Consider the following 19,229-nt stretch of genomic DNA (forward strand, 5'->3'; position numbering starts at 1 on the left):
CATGATCGACTGATCCAAGGCACATAAAACACAAAAAAAGGCGCCCAAACGGGCGCCTTTCCGCGTTTCGCGGTAGGTTGAACAGCAGGAGGTGCCCTATGGAGACTGTAAACGGAATTGGCGGTGTGTTTTTTCGTGCCGAAAACCCCAAAGCTTTGGCCGCATGGTACGAAAAGCATCTGGGCGTAAACCAGCTTAACCCTCTGCCGTGGAAACAGCGTGAAGGCTTTACTGTTTTTGCGCCATTCGCGCAGGAAACCGAGTATTTTGGCAGGCTTGAGCAACAGTGGATGATCAACTTTAGGGTCAATGATCTGGCCGCAATGACGGCCCAGTTGGAGGGCGCGGGAATCGCAGTTGAAACCAACCCGGAATGGAACAGTGAGGTGGGGCTTTTTGTCCGGATCCACGATCCTGAAGGTAATCCCATCGAGCTGTGGCAACCAAATCAATGAGATAGGTCAAGTGTATACCATTGCATTCACGTAAGTATATGAAATAAAAAGATAATTGATGTTGGAAAATTGTGTCGTATAGTGCGTCGGATGAGACGGAGCCCTATATGACACCGATTGACGACCATCCACTGCGATACGCATTGGCCAATGAGCTGCACGCCCGACCATTTCCTGTGGCGAACAGTCCGTGCACGGTCGCGTTTCTGGCGATCAAGAAATCGGAAGTCGCTGTCGGGCGGGATCGCCAAGAGGATATGGCGCATCTTGTGAATTTGCTGGACCGCCACGGTGCACAGCACCCGCAGCCCGCTGCTACGCATTTTGCCGGGCAAATCGGCCGTCATTGGCTGAAGTGGGAGCAGCACACGGAATTTGTCACCTATACTGCGATCACGCAGAATGTCAGTGACCGCCCGTTTAACCCCGCTGATTTTGAAGTATTCCCGCAGGACTGGCTGGCCGCCAGCCCCGGTCAGCGTGTGACGTCGGCGATGATCCGTGTGATTGACCGTGCGGATGATGGTACGGTGAAATCTGCTTTGGCGGATTGGTTCGAGCCCGAGAGCCTTGCGGTATCTCGTATGCTGGACAATACCGCCATTTGCGCCAGCGATTTTCGCATCGATCCAGCCGGGCATATGAGATTCGCGTTGTTTATCTCGAAAGGTACGGGTCAACGCAGGATAGGGCGCATCATTCAGCGTATGTGTGAGATCGAGACCTACAAGGCAATGTCGATGTTGGGATTTGCCCGGGTCAAGGAACTGACGCCTCGCATTGGCGAACTGGACGGGAAACTGACAAGGTTGATGCGGCAAATGACAGACAACTCAGCCCATCCGGATGAGTTGTTGCCCGATCTGCTGCACACCTCGACCCAGCTTGAAACTCTTTCGGCGCAATGTTCGTTTCGGTTTGGTGCGACTGGGGCATATGAAGCCATTGTAAACCAGCGGATCGAGGTTTTGCGCGAGGAACGGTTCGAGGGCCGCCAGAGCTTTGCCGATTTCATGATGCGTCGCTACGATCCCGCAATGCGTACGGTTAAGTCCACGGAACGTCGTCTGCAAGCTCTGTCCGATCGGGCCATTCGTGCAGGAGAGTTGTTGCGAACCCGTGTGGATGTCGAACGAAGCGCGCAGAATCAGGCGTTGCTGGAAAGCATGGACCGCCGCGCCGATCTGGCCCTGCGGTTACAACACACGGTCGAGGGCTTGTCGGTTGTTGCCATCAGTTATTATGCCGTGTCTCTGGCCAGCTATCTTTTGTACCCATTGACCAAGGCCGGGATCAGCAAGGGGATGCTGACAGCTGCAGTGACCGTTCCAGTTGTTCTGGCAGTCTGGGTGGCTGTGCGAAGGATCCGCAAGCGGTTGGAATAGTCGCCGATTGCCAATCCGCCCCACGCCTGTAGTACTGGCGGGGTTGAACTGCGGAAAGGGGATTGCGTGATTGGCATCGTAACCGCTTGGCGGGCCGTTGCCGCCATGTTCATTCTGAACGGTGCTTTGTTTGGCATCTGGGCCTCTCGTATTCCTGCCGTGCGGGACCGGCTGGACCTCACGCATGAGGCATTGGGGCTTGGCCTGTTATTCATGGCTGCGGGGGCGGTGTGTTCCTTTCCCGTGACAGGCCGACTGACCGACAGGTTCGGTGCAGTGGCAATCACGAGGGTGATTGCCGTTTTGTATACGCTGTCGCTGATCCTGTTGGCCTTTGCGAACGGGTTCTGGTCACTGGCGGCATTTCTGTTTGTCTTCGGCGCGTTTCACGGGTCGATGGATGTCGCCATGAACGCCTGGGCCGCCGAGGTCGAGCAGGCTTACGACAAACCTGTGATGTCTTCGTTTCACGCGATGTGGAGTCTGGGCGCAGGTCTTGGTGCGCTCAGTGGCTACGGAGCGGTTCAACTTGAGTTGACGGTTATGCAACACTTCCTATTGGCGGGGGGTGTTGTTGTGGGGTTGGCTTTGGCGTTGTCCATGGTGCGTTGGACGTCACGTCGTACCGAAAGCTCAAGTGGTAAGGTCTTTGCGCTGCCATCAGGGGCATTGGTTCTGGTCGGCTTTACGGCGTTGTGTGGCGCATTGGGCGAGGGAGCAGTGGCGGATTGGAGCGCGATATTCCTACGGGATGTGACAGGCGCTACCGAAAGTGTTGCAGCCTTGGGATACGCCGTGTTCTCGGTGACGATGGTCGCCTTTCGTCTGGCCGGAGGGGTCGTCATTTCACGTTTTGGTCCAGCCGCTACAGCTCGATTTGGCGGGATATGCGCGGCACTAGGGGTGCTAGGAGTTGTGACCGCCTCCGAGGCTGCAATAGCGCTGTCTGGATTCGCCTTGATGGGGATTGGATATGCGGTGATCATGCCATTGGCTTTCAGTCGAGCAGCCAACGACCCTGACGTGCCGCCCGGGCAAGCCATCGCAAGTGTGGCAACGCTGGGCTATGGCGGGTTGCTCATTGGCCCTCCGCTTATTGGGTTTTTGGCAGAGATGCTTACATTGCGTCTGGCGTTTACTGCTCTGCTACCGCTGGCGGTGCTGATCGTCTTGTTGTCAGGGGCCTTGCGTCCCGCCAGCACAATAAATAACTGAACCGGGAGAAACACATGCCGATCAAAAACCGCTTCGCCGAATTGCAAAGTGAAATCACCGAATGGCGGCGGGATATCCACCAGCATCCTGAGATCCTGTTCGAAACTCATCGGACCAGTGCATTGGTCGCTGAAAAACTGGCTGAATTCGGGTGCGATGAGGTTGTGACTGGGATCGGCCGGACCGGTGTTGTCGGTGTGATCAAGGGCAAAGCGGATACCAAGGGCAAGGTCATCGGGTTGCGCGCTGACATGGACGCTTTGCCGATCCTTGAGGCAACTGGGCTTGACTATGCCTCGAAGACCGAGGGCGCAATGCATGCTTGTGGTCATGATGGACATACGGCGATGCTGTTGGGCGCGGCCAAATACCTGTCCGAAACGCGCAATTTCGATGGTACTGTCGTGGTGATCTTCCAGCCCGCTGAAGAAGGCGGCGGCGGCGGTCGCGAGATGTGCGAAGACGGGATGATGGACCGTTGGGGCATTCAAGAGGTCTATGGGATGCACAACTGGCCCGGCCGCCCTGTGGGCAGCTTCTCCATTCGCCCGGGCGCGTTTTTTGCTGCGACGGATCAGTTCGATATCGTTTTTGAAGGCAAGGGTGGCCACGCAGCTAAACCGCATGAGACCGTGGACACGACTGTTATGGCCGCGCAGGCGGTCTTGACGCTGCAGACGATTGCGGCGCGCAATGCAGATCCGGTTGATCAGGTGGTGGTGTCGGTTACCTCGTTTGAAACTTCTTCGACCGCCTTCAACGTGATCCCGCAAACGGTCAAACTGCGCGGTACAGTGCGCACGATGAGTGCTGACATGCGCGATCTGGCGGAAAAACGGATTGGCGAGATTTGTAACGGGGTCGCTGCGACCTTTGGCGGGGCTGTAGATGTGACCTATTACCGGGGATATCCGGTGATGGTTAACAGTGATGAGCAGACGGATTTTGCTGCCGAGGTCGCACGGTCGGTTTCTGGCGACTGCGATGACGCACCCTTGATTATGGGCGGAGAAGACTTCGCCTTCATGCTGGAAGAGCGTCCGGGGGCGTATATTTTGGTGGGCAACGGCGACACTGCTGCGGTGCACCACCCGGAATACAACTTCAATGACGAGGCGATCCCAGCCGGATGCAGCTGGTGGGCAGAAATCGTTGAACAGAGGATGCCATCGGCTTGACCGTTTGCGGCAGCGAGGGGCCAGCCCCTCGCGCTCCCCGAGATATTTTTAGTCAGATGAAGAGGGATCCTGCGCGCCCAGTTCAAGTTGATCGCAGAGAGTGTCAACGATAGCGCTCAGCGCATTTTTCTGGGTGTTGACGCAGGATTGCGCGGCCTTGCGGGCAGTGGTCAGCGCAGTCGGATCGGACAGCCATTCGGTGACGGCTGCGGTCAGGTCGGGTGCGGACTGGACCTGTATAGCGCCGCCGGTTTCGATCAGGGGGGCGAAGGTTTCCGCGAAGTTGAAATAGCCAGGGCCGGTGATCACGGCAGCGCCCGCCTGTGCGGGTTCGAACGGGTTGTGGCCTCCGATCTCGCGCAGCGAGCCGCCCAGAAAGACGATGGGGCAGAGCGCGTACCATGTGCCGGTTTCGCCCAGCGTGTCGGCCACATAGACCTGAGTTTCGGGGGTGATTTGGTCATTAGCGGACCGAAAGGCGGCTTTTTGTCCGGCCTGGTCGATCAGCTCAGCAACGTCGCCGCGGCGTTCGGGATGGCGGGGAATCAGCAGCAGAAGCAGATCGGGCCAGTGTTTCAACAATTCGGCATGGGCGGCCAGAACGGTCTCTTCTTCGCCGGCATGGGTGGAGCTGGCAATCCAGACGGGGCGGTCAGCGATCTGGGTTTTCATATCGCCCAGGGTTGCTTGATCTACCGGCAGCGGGTCGGACATCGCTTTGAGGTTGGTTCCGGGTTGCACGTGTGTTTCCGGCGCGCCCATCTGGATCAGGTTTTGCGCAGTCCGATCATTCTGGGTCAGGAAAAGGCGGAAGTGATTCAGAATGAATCGCGCTGTTTTAGGCCGCTTTTTCCAACCTGCTACTGATTTGTCTGAAAGACGCGCATTCAGAAGGGCCAGTGGGGTTTCGCGTTTTCCAGCCTCGATTATCAGTTGTGGCCAGATCTCGCTTTCGACAAAGATGCCAGCATCGGGGCGCCAATGGTTAAGAAAACGCTTCACTGGGCCGCCGGCGTCAAGCGGGGGGTATTGGTGACGCGTGCGGGGCGGCATCCGCTTTTCAATCAACGAAGCCGAAGTTGGCGTGCCCGAAGTGATCAGAAACTCGGCGCTTGGCAGTCGTTCGCCTAAGCGTTTTATGAGGCTGATGACCGACAAAGTCTCACCCACACTTGCGGCGTGGAACCAAATGAGTTGCCCCCTTGGCCGTCGCTGGCTGGCATGGCCTAGGCGTTCATGCTGACGAAGTGTTGGAACGTCAGCAGCAAGCAGCTTTTTGCGAACTGCCCGCCAGACAAACGGTGCCGCAATTGCTGTCAGGCTGCAATACAGGTGGTAGAGCAGTGTCGGTCGGTCAACAGGGGCAGGCACGTCAGCCGCCGGTATGGCTCATGTGGCGGCTCATCTTGCCGTCCACCGCCTGGCGGGAGTAGTCGAAGTCGTGCCCTTTGGGTTTGAGGTTGATCGCTGTGCGGATCGCCTCTTCAAGTGGTTGCTCGGTGTCCGGATGGTCACGCAAAGCGCCGCGCAGGTCCGCCATATCTTCTTGTCCAAGGCACATAAACAGCTCGCCGGTACAGGTCAGGCGCACGCGGTTGCAGCTTTCGCAGAAGTTATGCGACATGGGCGTGATAAAGCCGATTTTTTGATCCGTTTCTTCCAGCCGCACATAGCGAGCGGGTCCGCCGGTGCGTTCGGCAAGATCAGTCACGGTATAGTGGTTTTCGTATTCCTTGCGCACGTCTTTCAGGGACCAGTACTGATCCAGGCGGTCTTCGTTGCCGATATCGCCCATCGGCATGACCTCAATCCATGTCAGGTCCATATCGCGCTCGGCGCACCATTTTGTAATGGTCGGCAGTTCTTCCTCGTTGAAGCCCTTCAGGGCCACAGCGTTGATCTTGATCCGCAGCCCGGCCTTTTGCGCGGCATCAATGCCGTTCAGCACCTGTTTGAGGCGTCCCCAGCGAGTGATCTGCGCGAACTTGTCTTCGTCCAGCGTATCCAACGAGATATTCACCCGGCGCACGCCCGCAGCATAGAGGTCTTCCGAAAAGCGATGCAGCTGCGAGCCATTTGTGGTCAGGGTCAGCTCCTTCAGCGCTCCGCTATCCAGATGGCGGGTCATGGCGTTGAAAAACGTCATGATGTTGCGGCGTACAAGCGGCTCACCCCCGGTGATGCGCAATTTTTCAACCCCCATGTTCACGAAGGTCGAACACATGCGGTCCAATTCCTCGAGCGTGAGCAGGTCTTTTTTGGGTAGGAATTTCATGTCCTCGGACATGCAGTATACGCAGCGGAAATCACAGCGATCCGTGACGGAAACGCGGAGGTAAGTGATGGCACGAGCGAACGGGTCGATAAGTGGAGCTGTCATGGTTCTTAACTAAAGCGGCGCAGGGCCTGCGGCAAGGGCGAACTGCGCTTTGCGCTGGTGCAGATGCGCGCAGGACGATAGGGTTCAGGGATGAAATATGCGCTTTTGGTTTTCTGTGTTTTCCTGGCAGGATGCGAGACGGTTCGGTCGACGTCCGATCGTTTGTTGAAGCGTGGCGATGCCACTGCCCAGCCTGAACCCGTTTCGGCAGATGAAACCCAAGTCGAAGAGGCAGCAGCCGACGACGAGCCTTTGCCCGCGACTGCCGCTGGATGGCTTGGGGCGAAAACGACCATTGCCAGTTTAGGCGATCCGACTACGCCGGGCCGGTGGTTGCGCACACCTCTGGTCGATACCGAGTTTACCGGACGGGTGGTCGTTCCACGCACCGGGGCGCAAGCCTACATCACTCTGGTTCCCTCACCGGGACCGGAAGGTGGGGGCAGCCAGTTGTCTCTGGATGCCATGCGAGCTTTGTTGCTGCCGTTTGACGAATTAGTCGAGTTGGAAGTCTATTCCAACTGACCCCTGAGGTATTTCCCCGCTTCGCGACGGGCAAAGGGCTTCATTGCTTCTCCGTGCGCGTCCAGAAAGGCAACGACCCTGGGTGCATCGTGTTTCGACAGATCACGCAACCACCATGCGATTGCCTTTTGTATGAACCACTCCCGATCCGGGACATAGCCTGCGGCCCATTTCAAAATGCGGTCGCGGCGGTGCAGATCATCGACTTTGGGGTGGTTTTGCTTGGTCCATGGCAAAGTGGCCACCAAAACCGCGCGGCGCGTCCACATATGCTCGGAGGTCGTCCATGCTTCGACCTGATCCAGCCGGGATGGCTCTGCGGAAAGGCGTTTTTGCATCGCCATGCAAGCATGATCGGCGATCGCCCATGCGTCGAAGTCGGGCAACCAGCTTTGCAGCAAGTCCCAAACCGCGTCGTCTGATCGGATGCGCGCTTGTGTAAGTAATTTCGCGGCAGCAATACGGGCTTCGTGAATATTCGTCTGCCAAAGCGCATCTGCCAGAGCGACGCGATCCGACACAACCAGTTCTTGTCGCCAGCTTTTGGTCAAATCATTCAGAACCGGATTGGGCACGCCCAGATAGGGACGGTCCGCCTTGTGATAGGCGGCGGCCTGCTGCGCGCGCTCAGTGTCCGAAAATGTTTTGATCTGGTCCAGATATGTGGCGGCTTGCATCATTCGACGGTGACGGACTTCGCCAGATTGCGCGGCTGGTCCACATCCGTCCCCTTTGCCACGGCTGTGTGATAGGCCAGTAGTTGCGCCGGAACCGAATAGAGGATGGGCGCAAGGCTCGGGTGGATATGCGGCATTCGAATGGTGCTTTGCACCCCGTCCTTGGCCTCGGCGATGCCGTCATCGTCGGAAACGAGGATGACTTTACCTTTGCGCGCCATGACCTCTTGCATGTTCGACACCGTCTTGTCGAAAACCGCATCGCGCGGGGCCATCACCACCACAGGCATATGCTTGTCGATCAAGGCGATGGGCCCATGTTTCAGCTCACCTGATGCATAACCTTCGGCGTGTATATAGCTGATTTCTTTCAGTTTCAGTGCGCCTTCCATTGCCAATGGGAACATTAGGCCGCGACCCAGAAACAGAACGTCGCGCGCCTCGGACAGGCGTTGGGCAGCGGCGCGAATGGCATCGTTTTGCTCCAGCGCAGTGTTCAGCACAGATGGTAGGCCACGCAAGGCGGCGGCGTGATCGGTCAGTTCCTCGGGAGTCAGAGTGCCGCGATCAGCGGCCGCTTTCAGCGCCAGCATCAGCAACACGCTCAGCTGGCAGGTGAAGGCTTTGGTCGAGGCGACGCCGATCTCAACCCCCGCATGGATCGGCAGAGCAATATCGCTTTCCCGCGCGATCGAGCTTTCGGGAACATTGACCACCGAGACGATCTTGTCGGCCTTGCCCTCGCAATAGCGCAACGCGGCCAGCGTGTCGGCGGTTTCGCCCGACTGGCTGACGAACAGCGCTGCTGTGCGACCGGGAATGGGCGGTTCGCGATAGCGGAACTCGCTGGCGATATCGACCTCGACAGGGATTTGCGCCAGTTGTTCAAACCAGTATTTCGCGGTCAGGCAGGCGTAGAAAGCGGTGCCGCAGGCGACCATGGTCAGACGGTCCAGCTTGGTGAAGTCCAGATCGCCGGGCAGGGTGATCTCGTCCCCGCCGGTGCGCAGATAGGATCGGATCGCCTCGGCCACAACGACGGGTTGCTCGGCAATTTCTTTGGCCATGAAATGCTTGTGCCCGCCCTTATCGGCGCGGGATTGGTCGATCTTGATCTGGCGGAGCTCACGATTGACCAATTCACCGGCTTCGTTGCGGATCTCCAGCGAGGTGCGGGTCAGCACGGCGCGGTCACCCTCTTCAAGATAGGTGATACGGTCGGTCAGCGGGGCCAGCGCGATGGCGTCCGAACCTACAAACATCTCGCCATCCCCGTGCCCGATGGCCAGCGGCGAGCCCTTTCGCGCCGCGACGATCAGGTCATCTTGCCCATCAAACAGGAATGCCAGTGCAAAGGCACCCTGTAGGCGGTCGATGGTTTTGAATGCGGCGTCAACCGGCGACAGGCCCGTATTCAGGAAATGCTCGGCCATGAGGGCGACGGTTTCGGTGTCGGTTTCGGTGACGAAATCGACGCCATGTTCTGCCAGTTCGGCCCTTAATTCGCGGTAGTTTTCCACGATTCCGTTATGAACCACGGCCACGGGGCCCGCCTGATGCGGGTGCGCATTCGTGACCGAGGGCACGCCATGGGTGGCCCAGCGGGTATGGCCGATACCCGATTTACCGGGCAAGGGGTCATGTACCAGCAAATCGCTGAGGTTCACCAGCTTGCCCACGGCCCGTCTGCGTCCCAACGCGCCGTTGTTCACGGTCGCAATCCCGGCGCTGTCATAACCGCGATATTCAAGGCGCTTCAGCGCCTCGACCAGAATGGGGGCGACCTCGTGTTCGCCCAATACGCCTACGATACCACACATGGGTCAGGCTCCTTTATCGCGGCGAGCCTTCTTCGCCTTGAGCATTTCAAAAAGTTTGCGTGCATAGCCGGGTTTGTTGTCCTGCTTGGCGCGCGCCACGGCTAGTGCGTCTGGTTCCACGTTGCGCGTGACCACCGTGCCGGTCGCCGTCATCGCCCCGTCACCCACGGTCACTGGGGCAACCAGCATGGTGTTTGATCCGATGAAGACATTCTCACCAATCGTCGTCTTGTGCTTCATCACCCCGTCATAGTTACAGGTGATCGTACCCGCTCCGATATTTGTTGCGGCGCCAACGGAGGCATCCCCGATATAGCTAAGATGATTGACCTTAGCCCCTTCGGCGATCTCGGCATTCTTGATTTCGACGAAATTTCCGATGTGTGTGTTCTCGGCCAGTTCCGCGCCGGGGCGCAGGCGGGCGTAGGGGCCGACGATAGCTCCGCGGCTGACATGGCAGCCTTCCAGATGCGAAAACGCGCGGATCGTCGCGCCACTTTCGACGGTTACGCCGGGGCCGAAGACCACGTTGGGCTCGATCACCGTGTCCCGCCCAATGATCGTATCGGCGGCCAGATAAACGGCTTCGGGGGCCATCAGCGTGACGCCCAGATCCAGAAGCTCAGCGCGGGCACGAACTTGGAAGACATCATCGGCGGCCGCCAGATCCGCACGTGAATTCACACCCAGCGTCTGCGCCTCGTCACAGGCAACGGCGGTGACTTTCAGATCCCGGCTGCGGGCGATCTCGACCACGTCGGTCAGGTAGTATTCCTCGGACGCGTTGTCATTGCCCACCGCGTCAATCAGCGAAAACAACGTCTGCGCGTCACAGGCCAAAAGTCCAGAATTGCAGAAGCTTATCGCGCGTTCCTCATCCGAGGCATCCTTGTATTCAACGATCCGTTCCAGCGTGTCGCCCTGCATGACAAGGCGGCCGTAGCGAGCGGGATCGGCGGCCTCGAACCCCAGAATGACCAAATCATTCTGTGCGCGTGCCTCGATCATCCGTTCCAGCGTGTCGGGCTGCAGAAACGGCGTGTCACCGTAAAGGATAACCACGTCGCCTTCGAACCCCTCCAGCGCGGGGCGGGCCTGGGCGACGGCATGGGCGGTGCCCAACTGCTCTTCCTGCTCGGCGATCTGCGCGGTCTCATCCTCGGCTGTGGCGACTTTGGCGACGGCCTCGGACCCATGGCCGGTGACGATCACGGTGCGTTCGGGCGACAGCACGGCCCCGGCACGCATGGCATGGACCAGCATCGGGGTTTGCGCGATGGGATGCAGAACTTTGGGGATATCCGAATTCATCCGGGTGCCTTTTCCGGCGGCAAGGATGACAAGGGCGGTGCTCATGAATTCGTTTTCTCTTTGTGTTTTGTTGGCGACCGTTTTATCCGCTGGGTGCAAAGGCGCAAGCGGTTCGGGCATCAAACTAGATTGCCGTTTGCAACACGACGTGGCGAAAACCCGCCGAGGCAGGAGGCTTTATGCGTACCGTAATCTTCGATCTGGATGGAACTTTGGCGGATACATCCGGCGATCTGCTAGAGGCCGCGAACCATTGCTTTCGTCATATGGGCCATGGCGACGTGCTGATCCACGGGCAGGACGCGGGCGTCGCGCTGCGGGGTGGCCGGATGATGTTGACCCACGGGTTGAAGCGCGTTGGAGCATTCGAAGAGCAGACCATTTCGGACTATTACCCGATGTTGCTGGAGGCCTATGCGCAGGCCATCGACACCCACACCACCTTCTATCCCGGCGCGTTGGACGCGGTCGAGGCGCTGAAAGCGGCCGGTTACGGCGTGGGCATCTGCACCAACAAGCCCGAGGCGCTGGCGCATCAGTTGCTGTCACAGATGGGAGTGCGGGATCAGTTCGCCGCTCTGGTCGGGGCGGATACGTTGCCTGTGCGCAAACCCGACCCCGAACCGTTGCGTGAGGCAGCGCGGCGGGCAGGTGGCCATCCAGACCTGTGTGTTCTGATCGGCGACTCCGATACCGACCGGAATACGGCAAAGGCGGCGGGCGTGCCTTCGGTTCTGGTTACATTCGGCCCTTCTGGTGACGATATGGCCGCGCTGGAGCCCGAGGCGTTGCTGCATCATTTCGATGATCTGCCCCGCGTGGTCGAGGGGTTGATCGGTGCGGCGGCTTAGTCTCTTGACCCAAGCGGGCGTGAGGACCAGAACAGAGCCATGACCGAGATATTCACTGGCAGCTTCACCCAGCAGGAATCCATCCCCGAAGAGGCGGTCGAGGCCGCGCTCGCTGTACTGCGCCATGGGCGGTTGCACCGATATAACGTGGTGCCCGGAGAACTGGGTGAAACCGCGCTGCTGGAGCAGGAATTCGCGGCGCAGATGGGGGCGAAATACTGTCTGGCGGTATCCTCGGGCGGATATGCGCTGGCCACCGCCCTGCGCGCAGTCGGCGTGCAGCCGGGCGATCCGGTGCTGACCAATGCTTTCACGCTGGCGCCGGTGCCGGGGTCAATCGCCTCGGTCGGGGCGCGTCCGGTGTTCGTGGGCGTGACCGAAGGGTTGGTGATTGATCTGGACGATCTTGAAGCCAAGCTGGATCAGGCGCGAGTGCTGATGCTCAGCCATATGCGCGGGCATCTGTGTGACATGGACCGGCTAATGCAGATGTGCGACGCCGCTGGAGTGATCGTGATCGAGGACTGCGCCCATACGATGGGGGCAGCGTGGCGCGGGCAATTGTCTGGGCGGCAGGGGGCCATCGGATGCTATTCCTGCCAGACCTACAAGCATGTGAACTCGGGTGAGGGCGGCTTGCTGGTCACCGATGATGAGGAACTGGCGGCCAAGGCCACGATGCTGTCGGGATCCTATATGCTCTATGAACGTCATCTGGCCGCGCCGGGGCCGGAAGTGTTCGAGCGGATCAAATATACCACTCCCAACGTTTCCGGGCGGATGGATAACCTGCGGGCGGCGATCCTGCGGCCTCAGCTACGCGATCTGGACCGGCAAGTTTCGCGCTGGAACGAACGCTATGCCGAGATCGAGGCCGGACTGCGCGACACACCGGGCCTGACGATTGTCGAACGGCCCGAAGGTGAGACCTATGTCGGCTCGTCCATTCAGTTCCTGCTGCTGGACTGGTCGCCCGAGCGTATTGCCGAGGTGATCCGCCGCTGCGCCGCGCGCGGGGTCGAATTGAAGTGGTTCGGCGGAGCCGAGCCCACCGGGTTTACCTCGCGCTATGACAGTTGGCGCTATGCGGACAGCGCGCCATTGCCCGCCAGCGACCGGGTTTTGGCCGGGATCATGGATATGCGGGTGCCGCTGACGTTCTCGCTGGAGGATTGCCGCCTGATCGCGCGGATCATCCGGGCCGAGGTCGGTGCGGTCTATCAGTCTTAATCCAATCGAGTGCGCCTGCAGCGCACGCTCTATGTAAACACAGCGCCGCCCTGACGGGTCGGCGCTGTGTTTGTGTGTGGCCGTCGTTGACGCTGAAAGGATTCGCTGATAGTTATTTGAACAACCGTTCATTAATGCGAGGGGAGGAAATCGCAGATGTTCACGGCCACCATGCAGTTTGACCTGGGCGAGGATGTAAACGCCCTTCGGGAATCGGTGCATCGCTGGGCTCAGGAGCGGGTCAAGCCGATGGCCGCCGAGATTGACGCCACGAATGCCTTCCCAAATGCGCTATGGCGAGAGATGGGTGATCTGGGGCTGCTGGGAATTACGGTGCCTGAGGAATATGGCGGGGTGGGGATGTCCTATCTGGCGCATACCGTCGCCGTTGAAGAGGTAGCGCGGGCGTCGGCCTCTGTTTCGTTGTCCTACGGGGCGCATTCGAATCTGTGCGTCAATCAGATCAAGCTGAACGGAACCGATGAACAAAAGGCGAAATACCTGCCACGTCTGGTTTCCGGCCAGCATGTGGGGGCGCTTGCCATGTCCGAGGCGGGTGCCGGATCGGATGTGGTGTCGATGAAGCTGCGCGCGGAAAAGCGCAACGATCACTACCGGCTGAATGGCAGCAAATACTGGATCACCAACGGGCCGGATGCAGATACTTTGGTCGTCTATGCAAAGACGGACCCCGAAGCCGGATCGAAGGGGATTACCGCCTTTCTGATCGAGAAGGAAATGACGGGGTTCTCGACGTCTCCCCATTTCGACAAGCTGGGGATGCGCGGATCGAACACGGCTGAGTTGATCTTCGAAAATGTCGAGGTGCCTTTCGAAAACGTGTTGGGCGAAGAGGGCAAGGGTGTTGCCGTTTTGATGTCCGGTCTGGATTATGAACGCGTGGTTCTAGCCGGGATCGGAACCGGGATCATCGCGGCCTGTCTGGATGAAATCATGCCGTACCTGGCCGAGCGCAAACAGTTCGGCAAACCCATCGGCAGCTTTCAGTTGATGCAGGGCAAAATCGCCGACATGTACACCGCGATGAACTCTGCGCGGGCCTATGTGTACGAGGTTGCCAAGGCCTGTGACCGGGGTGACGTGACTCGTCAGGATGCTGCGGCGTGCTGTCTTTACGCGTCAGAGCAGGCGATGACGCAGGCGCATCAGGCTGTTCAGGCGATGGGAGGGGCCGGGTTCCTGTCGGATTCAGCGGTCAGCCGGATATTCCGTGACGCGAAGCTGATGGAGATTGGTGCGGGAACCAGCGAAATCCGTCGGATGCTGATCGGGCGGGAAATGATGAACGAAATGCTCTGATAGAAAAACGCCCCGCAATCCGGGTGATTGCAGGGCGTTGGAATTGAAGGATCAGAAGCGATGGACGTAGGATACGCCAACCAGCCAGGGATCGATTTCGGCTTCGCCAATGTCGACGCCATCCAGTTTGACGTCCGAGTCGATGTCGAACCAGCGCACGTTCAGGCGCACGGCGCCTTTCTCGGTGATCTGATAGTCGATACCGGCCTGCAGCGAGACGCCGAACGAGTTGTCGATGTCGAGGTCGCCATTGCCCAGCGGCGTCTTCTCGTCAAAGAAGATGGTATAGTTCAGACCCGCACCAACATAGGGTTTCCACGCACTGCCGGTGTCGAAGTGGTAGTTCAGCGACAGGGTGGGCGGCAGGTGTTTGGTGCTGGCCAGATCGGTGCCGCCAAGCGCGATGTTGTGGTTGAACGGCGTTGCGGCGAGCAATTCGATGCCCAGATTGTCACGGATGAAGTACTCGACAGTGAAGATGGCGCTGACGTCGGAATCGATGTCGGCATCCAGCCCGGCCAGTGTGCCGTTGTCGGATTTCGGGTTCAGATACCCGGCACCGATACCAACGGTCCAGTCACCCTGGTTCTGGGCAAATGCGGGGGCGGCCAGCGCGACAAGCGCAGTGGAGAGGGTCAAAGCGGCGAGTTTTTTGGTCATTTTACAGCCTTTGAATTTGTTGATGAGGCGTTCTTGCCCGCCTTTCGGGGCGCAAACTCTGATCTGTGTCAAATTTCTGTGACCCGCGAAAATTCGCGACGCCGGGTAACTTCGTTGAAAACAAAGGATGATGAATATGCGTCCCGCTGAGCGCATACCTGGGTTGCTGACAGAAGGGGGGTGGGACGTGCCTCAGCGCCTCAACATGGCGTTGCAATGCTTGTCGCAACCCGACGACCAAACAGCAATCATCGACCTCACCGCCGCAGAAGGCCAGGGTGTCAGTTTTGGGGTGCTGCGACAAATGACGGATGGTTTGGCCCGGGTTCTTGCGCAGCAGGTACAGCCCGGCGATCGCATAGGGGTTCTGCTAAGCCAATCCCCTTGGTGCGCAGCGGCACATCTAGCGATTTGGAAGCTGGGCGCGATATCCGTGCCTTTGTTCAAACTGTTCCAGCAGGACGCGTTGGCCTCGCGCATTGGCGACTCGGGCGTGCAGATCGTGCTGACGGATGAGGAGGGTGCGGCGCTGCTGGCCAATCTGGCGCGGCCCATTCTGGTGGATCAGATTGCGCCATCAAACGAGCCACTGCCCTTTGCTGATACCGGCCCCGAAGACCCTGCCGTGCTGATCTATACCTCGGGCACCACTGGCAGCCCCAAGGGCGCGCTGCACGGGCATCGGGTACTGACGGGGCATCTACCGGGCGTCTCGATCAGTCACAACCACCTGCGCGACGGTGACTGCCTGTGGACCCCCGCTGACTGGGCTTGGATCGGGGGATTGTTTGATGTGCTGATGCCCGGTCTGGCGCTAGGCATCCCCGTGGTCGCCGCGCGGCTTGAGAAGTTCACGCCCGAGGCCTGTGCCGATGTGGTCGCGCGTGGCGGCGTGCGCAACGTGTTCTTTCCGCCCACCGCGCTGCGGATGCTGAAAGCGGCGGATCAGGCCATCCCCGGCCTGCGCTCGGTCGCCTCGGGCGGTGAGCCTCTGGGGGCCGAAATGTTGGCCTGGGGGCAGCAGGCGTTCGGTTTGACGATCAACGAATTCTACGGCCAGACCGAATGCAACATGGTCGTGTCTTCTTGCGCCGAGGATTTCCCGGTGCGCCCCGGTTGTATTGGTAAACCGGTGTCGGGGCATGAGGTAGCGGTGATCGACGAGGATGGCCATCCGACCGATGACGAGGGCGACGTGGCCATCCGGCGTGGCTCGGCTTCGATGCTGTTGGAATATTGGAAACGACCCGAGGAGACCGCGCAGAAATTCCGCGGCGACTGGCTGATCACCGGCGACCGTGGCGTGTGGGAGGGCGAGTACCTACGCTTCGTGGGGCGCGATGACGACGTGATCACTTCAGCCGGATACCGGATCGGCCCCGCTGAGATCGAGGACTGCCTGCTGACCCATCCGGCGGTGGCGACGGTGGGTGTGGTCGGCAAACCCGACAAGCTACGGACCGAGATCGTGAAGGCCTATGTGGTGTTGAAACCGGGGGTCGAAGCGTCGGGCGCAGAGTTGCAGGCGTGGGTCAAGGAGCGGCTGGCGCAATATTCCTACCCACGCGAGGTGGCGTTTTTGGAGGAGTTGCCGATGACGGTGACGGGGAAGGTAATCCGGAAGGAATTGAAGGTGCGGGCGGCGAGGGAGGTTGAAAGTGGCTGCTGATACTTTTCCAAACCGTCTGAATTGGCTGATCTGGCAAGCTATTCGGCATCCTTACATGACTAAGTGTCCCGTATGCGCTGCCAAAATTTCACAGAATATGTTGTTCAAAGCTCTCCGCCGAAGCAAACGCTTGGGCAAAAAGGAAGGGGCGGCATGCCCATCATGTAACACTATTTTGCAGTTTGAGAGAGGGCGCCGTTACAACTTTGTTCTAATTCTAAGCGTTTTCATGTTTGTGTTCGGTGGTGGTGTTGGCGCGGTTTTTTTCTCACAGTTTGGCGCAACCAGCTATTTTCACGAAGCGAGAGGAGGCGTTGAACCGAATTTCCTCGGCTTCTTATTGTTGATTATCCTGTTCGCTTACGCAGCAGCCGCGATGACGTGCAAATTGCTTAAAGTAGAGGCCATCGAATGAGAGCTTTCGCTGATCAGGTCGCCGTTCATCTCTTGTCCTTCGGCGAGAAACTTAGAAGTAGCCTGATATCTAGGACCTTTGTGCCCGCTGCACCTCAGGAGGATCAATGAAACTCACGTCCAAAACCATGCCCGCCTCTGAGGGCTTCAAGGCAAACCGCGCGGCCCACCTCGACGCCCTCGCGCAAATCTCAACAGCTGCCGAGGCCGCCCGCATGGGCGGCGGTGAGAAATCCCGCGCGCGGCATGAATCCCGGGGCAAGATGCTCCCCCGGCGCAGGGTGGCGAACCTGCTGGACGCGGGGTCTCCGTTTCTGGAAATCGGCGCGACGGCTGCGCATGGGATGTATGGCGATGCCGCGCCCTGTGCCGGGGTGATCGCGGGTATTGGCCGGGTGCAGGGGCGCGAGGTCATGGTGGTGTGCAACGACGCCACCGTGAAGGGCGGCACCTACTATCCAATGAGCGTCAAGAAACACCTGCGGGCACAGGAGATTGCCGAGGAAAACCATCTGCCCTGCATCTATCTGGTCGATAGTGGCGGTGCGAACCTGCCCAATCAGGATGAGGTTTTCCCGGACCGCGACCACTTTGGCCGCATCTTCTATAATCAGGCGCGGATGAGCGCCAAGGGGATTGCTCAGATCGCGGTGGTGATGGGGTCGTGCACGGCAGGCGGGGCTTATGTGCCCGCGATGTCGGATGTGACGATCATCGTCAAGGAACAGGGCACGATCTTTCTGGCCGGTCCGCCTCTGGTCAAGGCCGCAACGGGCGAGGTGGTCAGCGCCGAGGATCTGGGCGGTGGTGACGTACATACGCGTCTGTCCGGCGTGGCGGACTATCTGGCCGAGGATGATGCGCATGCACTGGCTTTGGCGCGCCGAGCCGTAGGGTCGCTGAACCTGCGCAAACCGCAGACGGTGGATTGGGCCAACCCTGAGGACCCGGCCTATGACCCAGAGGAAATCCTCGGGGTTGTGCCTGCCGATCTGCGCACGCCCTATGATATCCGCGAGGTGATTGCGCGGCTGGTCGATGGCTCGCGCTTCGATGAGTTCAAGCCGCGCTTCGGGGAAACGCTGGTAACCGGCTTTGCTCATGTTAAAGGCTGCCCGGTTGGGATCATCTCCAATAACGGCGTGCTGTTTTCCGAGGCGGCGCAGAAGGGCGCGCATTTTGTCGAGCTGTGTTCTCAGCGTCGCATCCCGCTGGTGTTCCTGCAGAACATTACCGGGTTTATGGTCGGCCGCAAATACGAGAACGAGGGCATCGCGCGGCACGGGGCCAAGATGGTGACGGCGGTGGCGACGACCTCGGTGCCGAAGGTCACAATGTTGGTGGGAGGCTCGTTCGGCGCGGGGAACTACGGCATGGCAGGGCGGGCGTATCAGCCGCGTTTTCTGTGGACCTGGCCGAATTCCCGGATTTCCGTGATGGGCGGGGAGCAGGCTGCGGGCGTTCTGGCCACCGTCAAGCGCGATGGGATCGAGCGGCAGGGCGGCACATGGTCGACCGAGGAAGAGGCCGAATTCAAACGCCCGACCTTGGACATGTTCGAAGAGCAATCGCATCCGCTTTATGCCTCGGCGCGGCTTTGGGATGACGGCATCATCGACCCGCGCAAATCGCGCGATGTGTTGGCCTTGTCGCTGAGTGCGGCGTTGAACGCTCCGATCGAGGAGACACGCTTTGGCGTGTTCAGGATGTAAAATGGTCGATCTGGAAAAACTGAAATCCCGCTACCCCGGTGCGCAGACCTTCAAGTTTGGAGACAACGCAACGCTGAGCGCCGAGTTGTTGGCGTTGGTGCGCGCAGGAAAGAAAACCGCGACCTGCGGCGCGTTGCGGGATTACCCCGAGGACAGTGCGGACACGCCGGTTGTAGGGCGCAGGGACATCGCTTTGGAATGGGACGACCGACCGGCGCTGGTGATCGAAACGGTCGAAGTTTCGATCTGCCGCTATTGCGATGTGACCGAGGAATTTGCTTTGGCCGAAGGCGAGAATGAGACGCTTGAGGGGTGGCGCGCAGATCACCGCCGGTACTTTGAACGAAATGGCGGGTTCGAGCCGGAAATGGAGTTGCTCTGTGAGCGATTCCGGTTGGTCGAAGATCTGACGGTTGAGGGGTAAGTC

Annotated in this window: 18 protein-coding genes; 12 read left to right on the plus strand and 6 right to left on the minus strand. The window is 59.3% G+C overall.

Annotated elements, in window-relative coordinates; all coding sequences use genetic code 11:
- Window positions 1–98 precede the first annotated feature (98 nt).
- The 4 genes from AC2FF7_RS02795 (at window position 99) to AC2FF7_RS02810 (ending at window position 4,233) form a co-directional block, all read left to right on the plus strand.
- A complete protein-coding gene (locus tag AC2FF7_RS02795; RefSeq protein ID WP_480869358.1) occupies window positions 99–455 on the plus strand; it encodes a VOC family protein in 357 nt (118 codons plus the stop codon).
- Window positions 456–562: 107 nt separating this feature from the next.
- On the plus strand, window positions 563–1,840 hold the full coding sequence (locus AC2FF7_RS02800) for a DUF3422 family protein (protein WP_170752204.1): 1,278 nt from the start codon (window positions 563–565) through the stop codon (window positions 1,838–1,840).
- Window positions 1,841–1,906: 66 nt separating this feature from the next.
- Entirely contained in the window at window positions 1,907–3,055 is a 1,149-nt protein-coding gene (locus tag AC2FF7_RS02805) for an MFS transporter (protein WP_480869356.1), read from the plus strand.
- A 14-nt stretch (window positions 3,056–3,069) separates the two neighbouring features.
- Complete coding sequence (locus tag AC2FF7_RS02810; RefSeq protein WP_496905162.1) at window positions 3,070–4,233, plus strand: M20 aminoacylase family protein; 1,164 nt, start codon at window positions 3,070–3,072, stop codon at window positions 4,231–4,233.
- 48 nt (window positions 4,234–4,281) lie between these two features.
- Here the strand turns inward: AC2FF7_RS02810 and AC2FF7_RS02815 are convergent, their stop codons facing one another.
- Together AC2FF7_RS02815 and moaA are read right to left on the minus strand one after the other, a co-directional pair.
- Window positions 4,282–5,604, minus strand: coding sequence for a 3-deoxy-D-manno-octulosonic acid transferase (locus AC2FF7_RS02815; RefSeq protein WP_496905163.1), 1,323 nt, complete (start codon window positions 5,602–5,604; stop codon window positions 4,282–4,284).
- Window position 5,605: 1 nt separating this feature from the next.
- Window positions 5,606–6,613 (minus strand): GTP 3',8-cyclase MoaA, encoded by a 1,008-nt coding sequence (gene moaA, locus AC2FF7_RS02820; protein WP_480869350.1) that lies wholly within the window; start codon window positions 6,611–6,613, stop codon window positions 5,606–5,608.
- A gap of 90 nt (window positions 6,614–6,703) precedes the next feature.
- Here moaA and AC2FF7_RS02825 point away from each other — a divergent pair, with 90 nt between their 5' ends.
- The gene (locus AC2FF7_RS02825) at window positions 6,704–7,138 is read left to right on the plus strand and encodes a hypothetical protein (RefSeq protein ID WP_496848558.1); all 435 of its coding nucleotides are present in this window, start codon (window positions 6,704–6,706) and stop codon (window positions 7,136–7,138) included.
- Here the strand turns inward: AC2FF7_RS02825 and AC2FF7_RS02830 are convergent.
- Genes AC2FF7_RS02830 through glmU form a run of 3 tightly spaced genes read right to left on the minus strand, consistent with a single transcriptional unit; the run spans window position 7,126 to window position 10,991 of the window.
- Window positions 7,126–7,815 (minus strand): DNA alkylation repair protein, encoded by a 690-nt coding sequence (locus AC2FF7_RS02830; protein WP_496905297.1) that lies wholly within the window; start codon window positions 7,813–7,815, stop codon window positions 7,126–7,128. The genes AC2FF7_RS02825 and AC2FF7_RS02830 overlap by 13 nt on opposite strands.
- Window positions 7,815–9,635 (minus strand): glutamine--fructose-6-phosphate transaminase (isomerizing), encoded by a 1,821-nt coding sequence (gene glmS / locus AC2FF7_RS02835; RefSeq protein WP_480869346.1) that lies wholly within the window; start codon window positions 9,633–9,635, stop codon window positions 7,815–7,817. The genes AC2FF7_RS02830 and glmS overlap by 1 nt, the downstream gene beginning before the upstream one ends.
- Window positions 9,636–9,638: 3 nt before the next feature.
- Entirely contained in the window at window positions 9,639–10,991 is a 1,353-nt protein-coding gene (gene glmU / locus AC2FF7_RS02840; RefSeq protein ID WP_480869344.1) for a bifunctional UDP-N-acetylglucosamine diphosphorylase/glucosamine-1-phosphate N-acetyltransferase GlmU, read from the minus strand.
- 134 nt (window positions 10,992–11,125) lie between these two features.
- On the opposite strand from glmU, the gene AC2FF7_RS02845 reads away from it, so the two are divergent.
- From AC2FF7_RS02845 to AC2FF7_RS02855, 3 genes are all read left to right on the plus strand, one after another.
- The gene (locus tag AC2FF7_RS02845; protein ID WP_170352600.1) at window positions 11,126–11,797 is read left to right on the plus strand and encodes an HAD-IA family hydrolase; all 672 of its coding nucleotides are present in this window, start codon (window positions 11,126–11,128) and stop codon (window positions 11,795–11,797) included.
- Window positions 11,798–11,836: 39 nt separating this feature from the next.
- Window positions 11,837–13,027, plus strand: a complete 1,191-nt coding sequence (locus AC2FF7_RS02850; protein ID WP_496905164.1) for a DegT/DnrJ/EryC1/StrS family aminotransferase — start codon at window positions 11,837–11,839, stop codon at window positions 13,025–13,027.
- A gap of 156 nt (window positions 13,028–13,183) precedes the next feature.
- Window positions 13,184–14,347, plus strand: a complete 1,164-nt coding sequence (locus tag AC2FF7_RS02855; protein WP_480869340.1) for an isovaleryl-CoA dehydrogenase — start codon at window positions 13,184–13,186, stop codon at window positions 14,345–14,347.
- Window positions 14,348–14,398: 51 nt separating this feature from the next.
- Here AC2FF7_RS02855 and AC2FF7_RS02860 read toward each other — a convergent pair whose 3' ends face one another.
- On the minus strand, window positions 14,399–15,007 hold the full coding sequence (locus AC2FF7_RS02860; RefSeq protein ID WP_353393421.1) for an OmpW/AlkL family protein: 609 nt from the start codon (window positions 15,005–15,007) through the stop codon (window positions 14,399–14,401).
- A gap of 136 nt (window positions 15,008–15,143) precedes the next feature.
- On the opposite strand from AC2FF7_RS02860, the gene AC2FF7_RS02865 reads away from it, so the two are divergent.
- The 4 genes from AC2FF7_RS02865 to AC2FF7_RS02880 all read left to right on the plus strand — a co-directional run bounded on the left by AC2FF7_RS02865 (window position 15,144) and on the right by AC2FF7_RS02880 (window position 19,226).
- Window positions 15,144–16,676, plus strand: coding sequence for an AMP-binding protein (locus AC2FF7_RS02865; protein ID WP_496905165.1), 1,533 nt, complete (start codon window positions 15,144–15,146; stop codon window positions 16,674–16,676).
- The gene (locus AC2FF7_RS02870) at window positions 16,666–17,091 is read left to right on the plus strand and encodes a hypothetical protein (protein WP_480869336.1); all 426 of its coding nucleotides are present in this window, start codon (window positions 16,666–16,668) and stop codon (window positions 17,089–17,091) included. Before AC2FF7_RS02865 ends, AC2FF7_RS02870 begins: the two co-directional genes overlap by 11 nt.
- A gap of 106 nt (window positions 17,092–17,197) precedes the next feature.
- Entirely contained in the window at window positions 17,198–18,802 is a 1,605-nt protein-coding gene (locus AC2FF7_RS02875; RefSeq protein ID WP_496905166.1) for a carboxyl transferase domain-containing protein, read from the plus strand.
- A gap of 1 nt (window position 18,803) precedes the next feature.
- The gene (locus tag AC2FF7_RS02880) at window positions 18,804–19,226 is read left to right on the plus strand and encodes an ASCH domain-containing protein (protein ID WP_480869331.1); all 423 of its coding nucleotides are present in this window, start codon (window positions 18,804–18,806) and stop codon (window positions 19,224–19,226) included.
- The last annotated feature ends 3 nt before the right edge of the window (window positions 19,227–19,229 follow it).

This window comes from Ruegeria sp. YTSC325 (assembly GCF_059609525.1).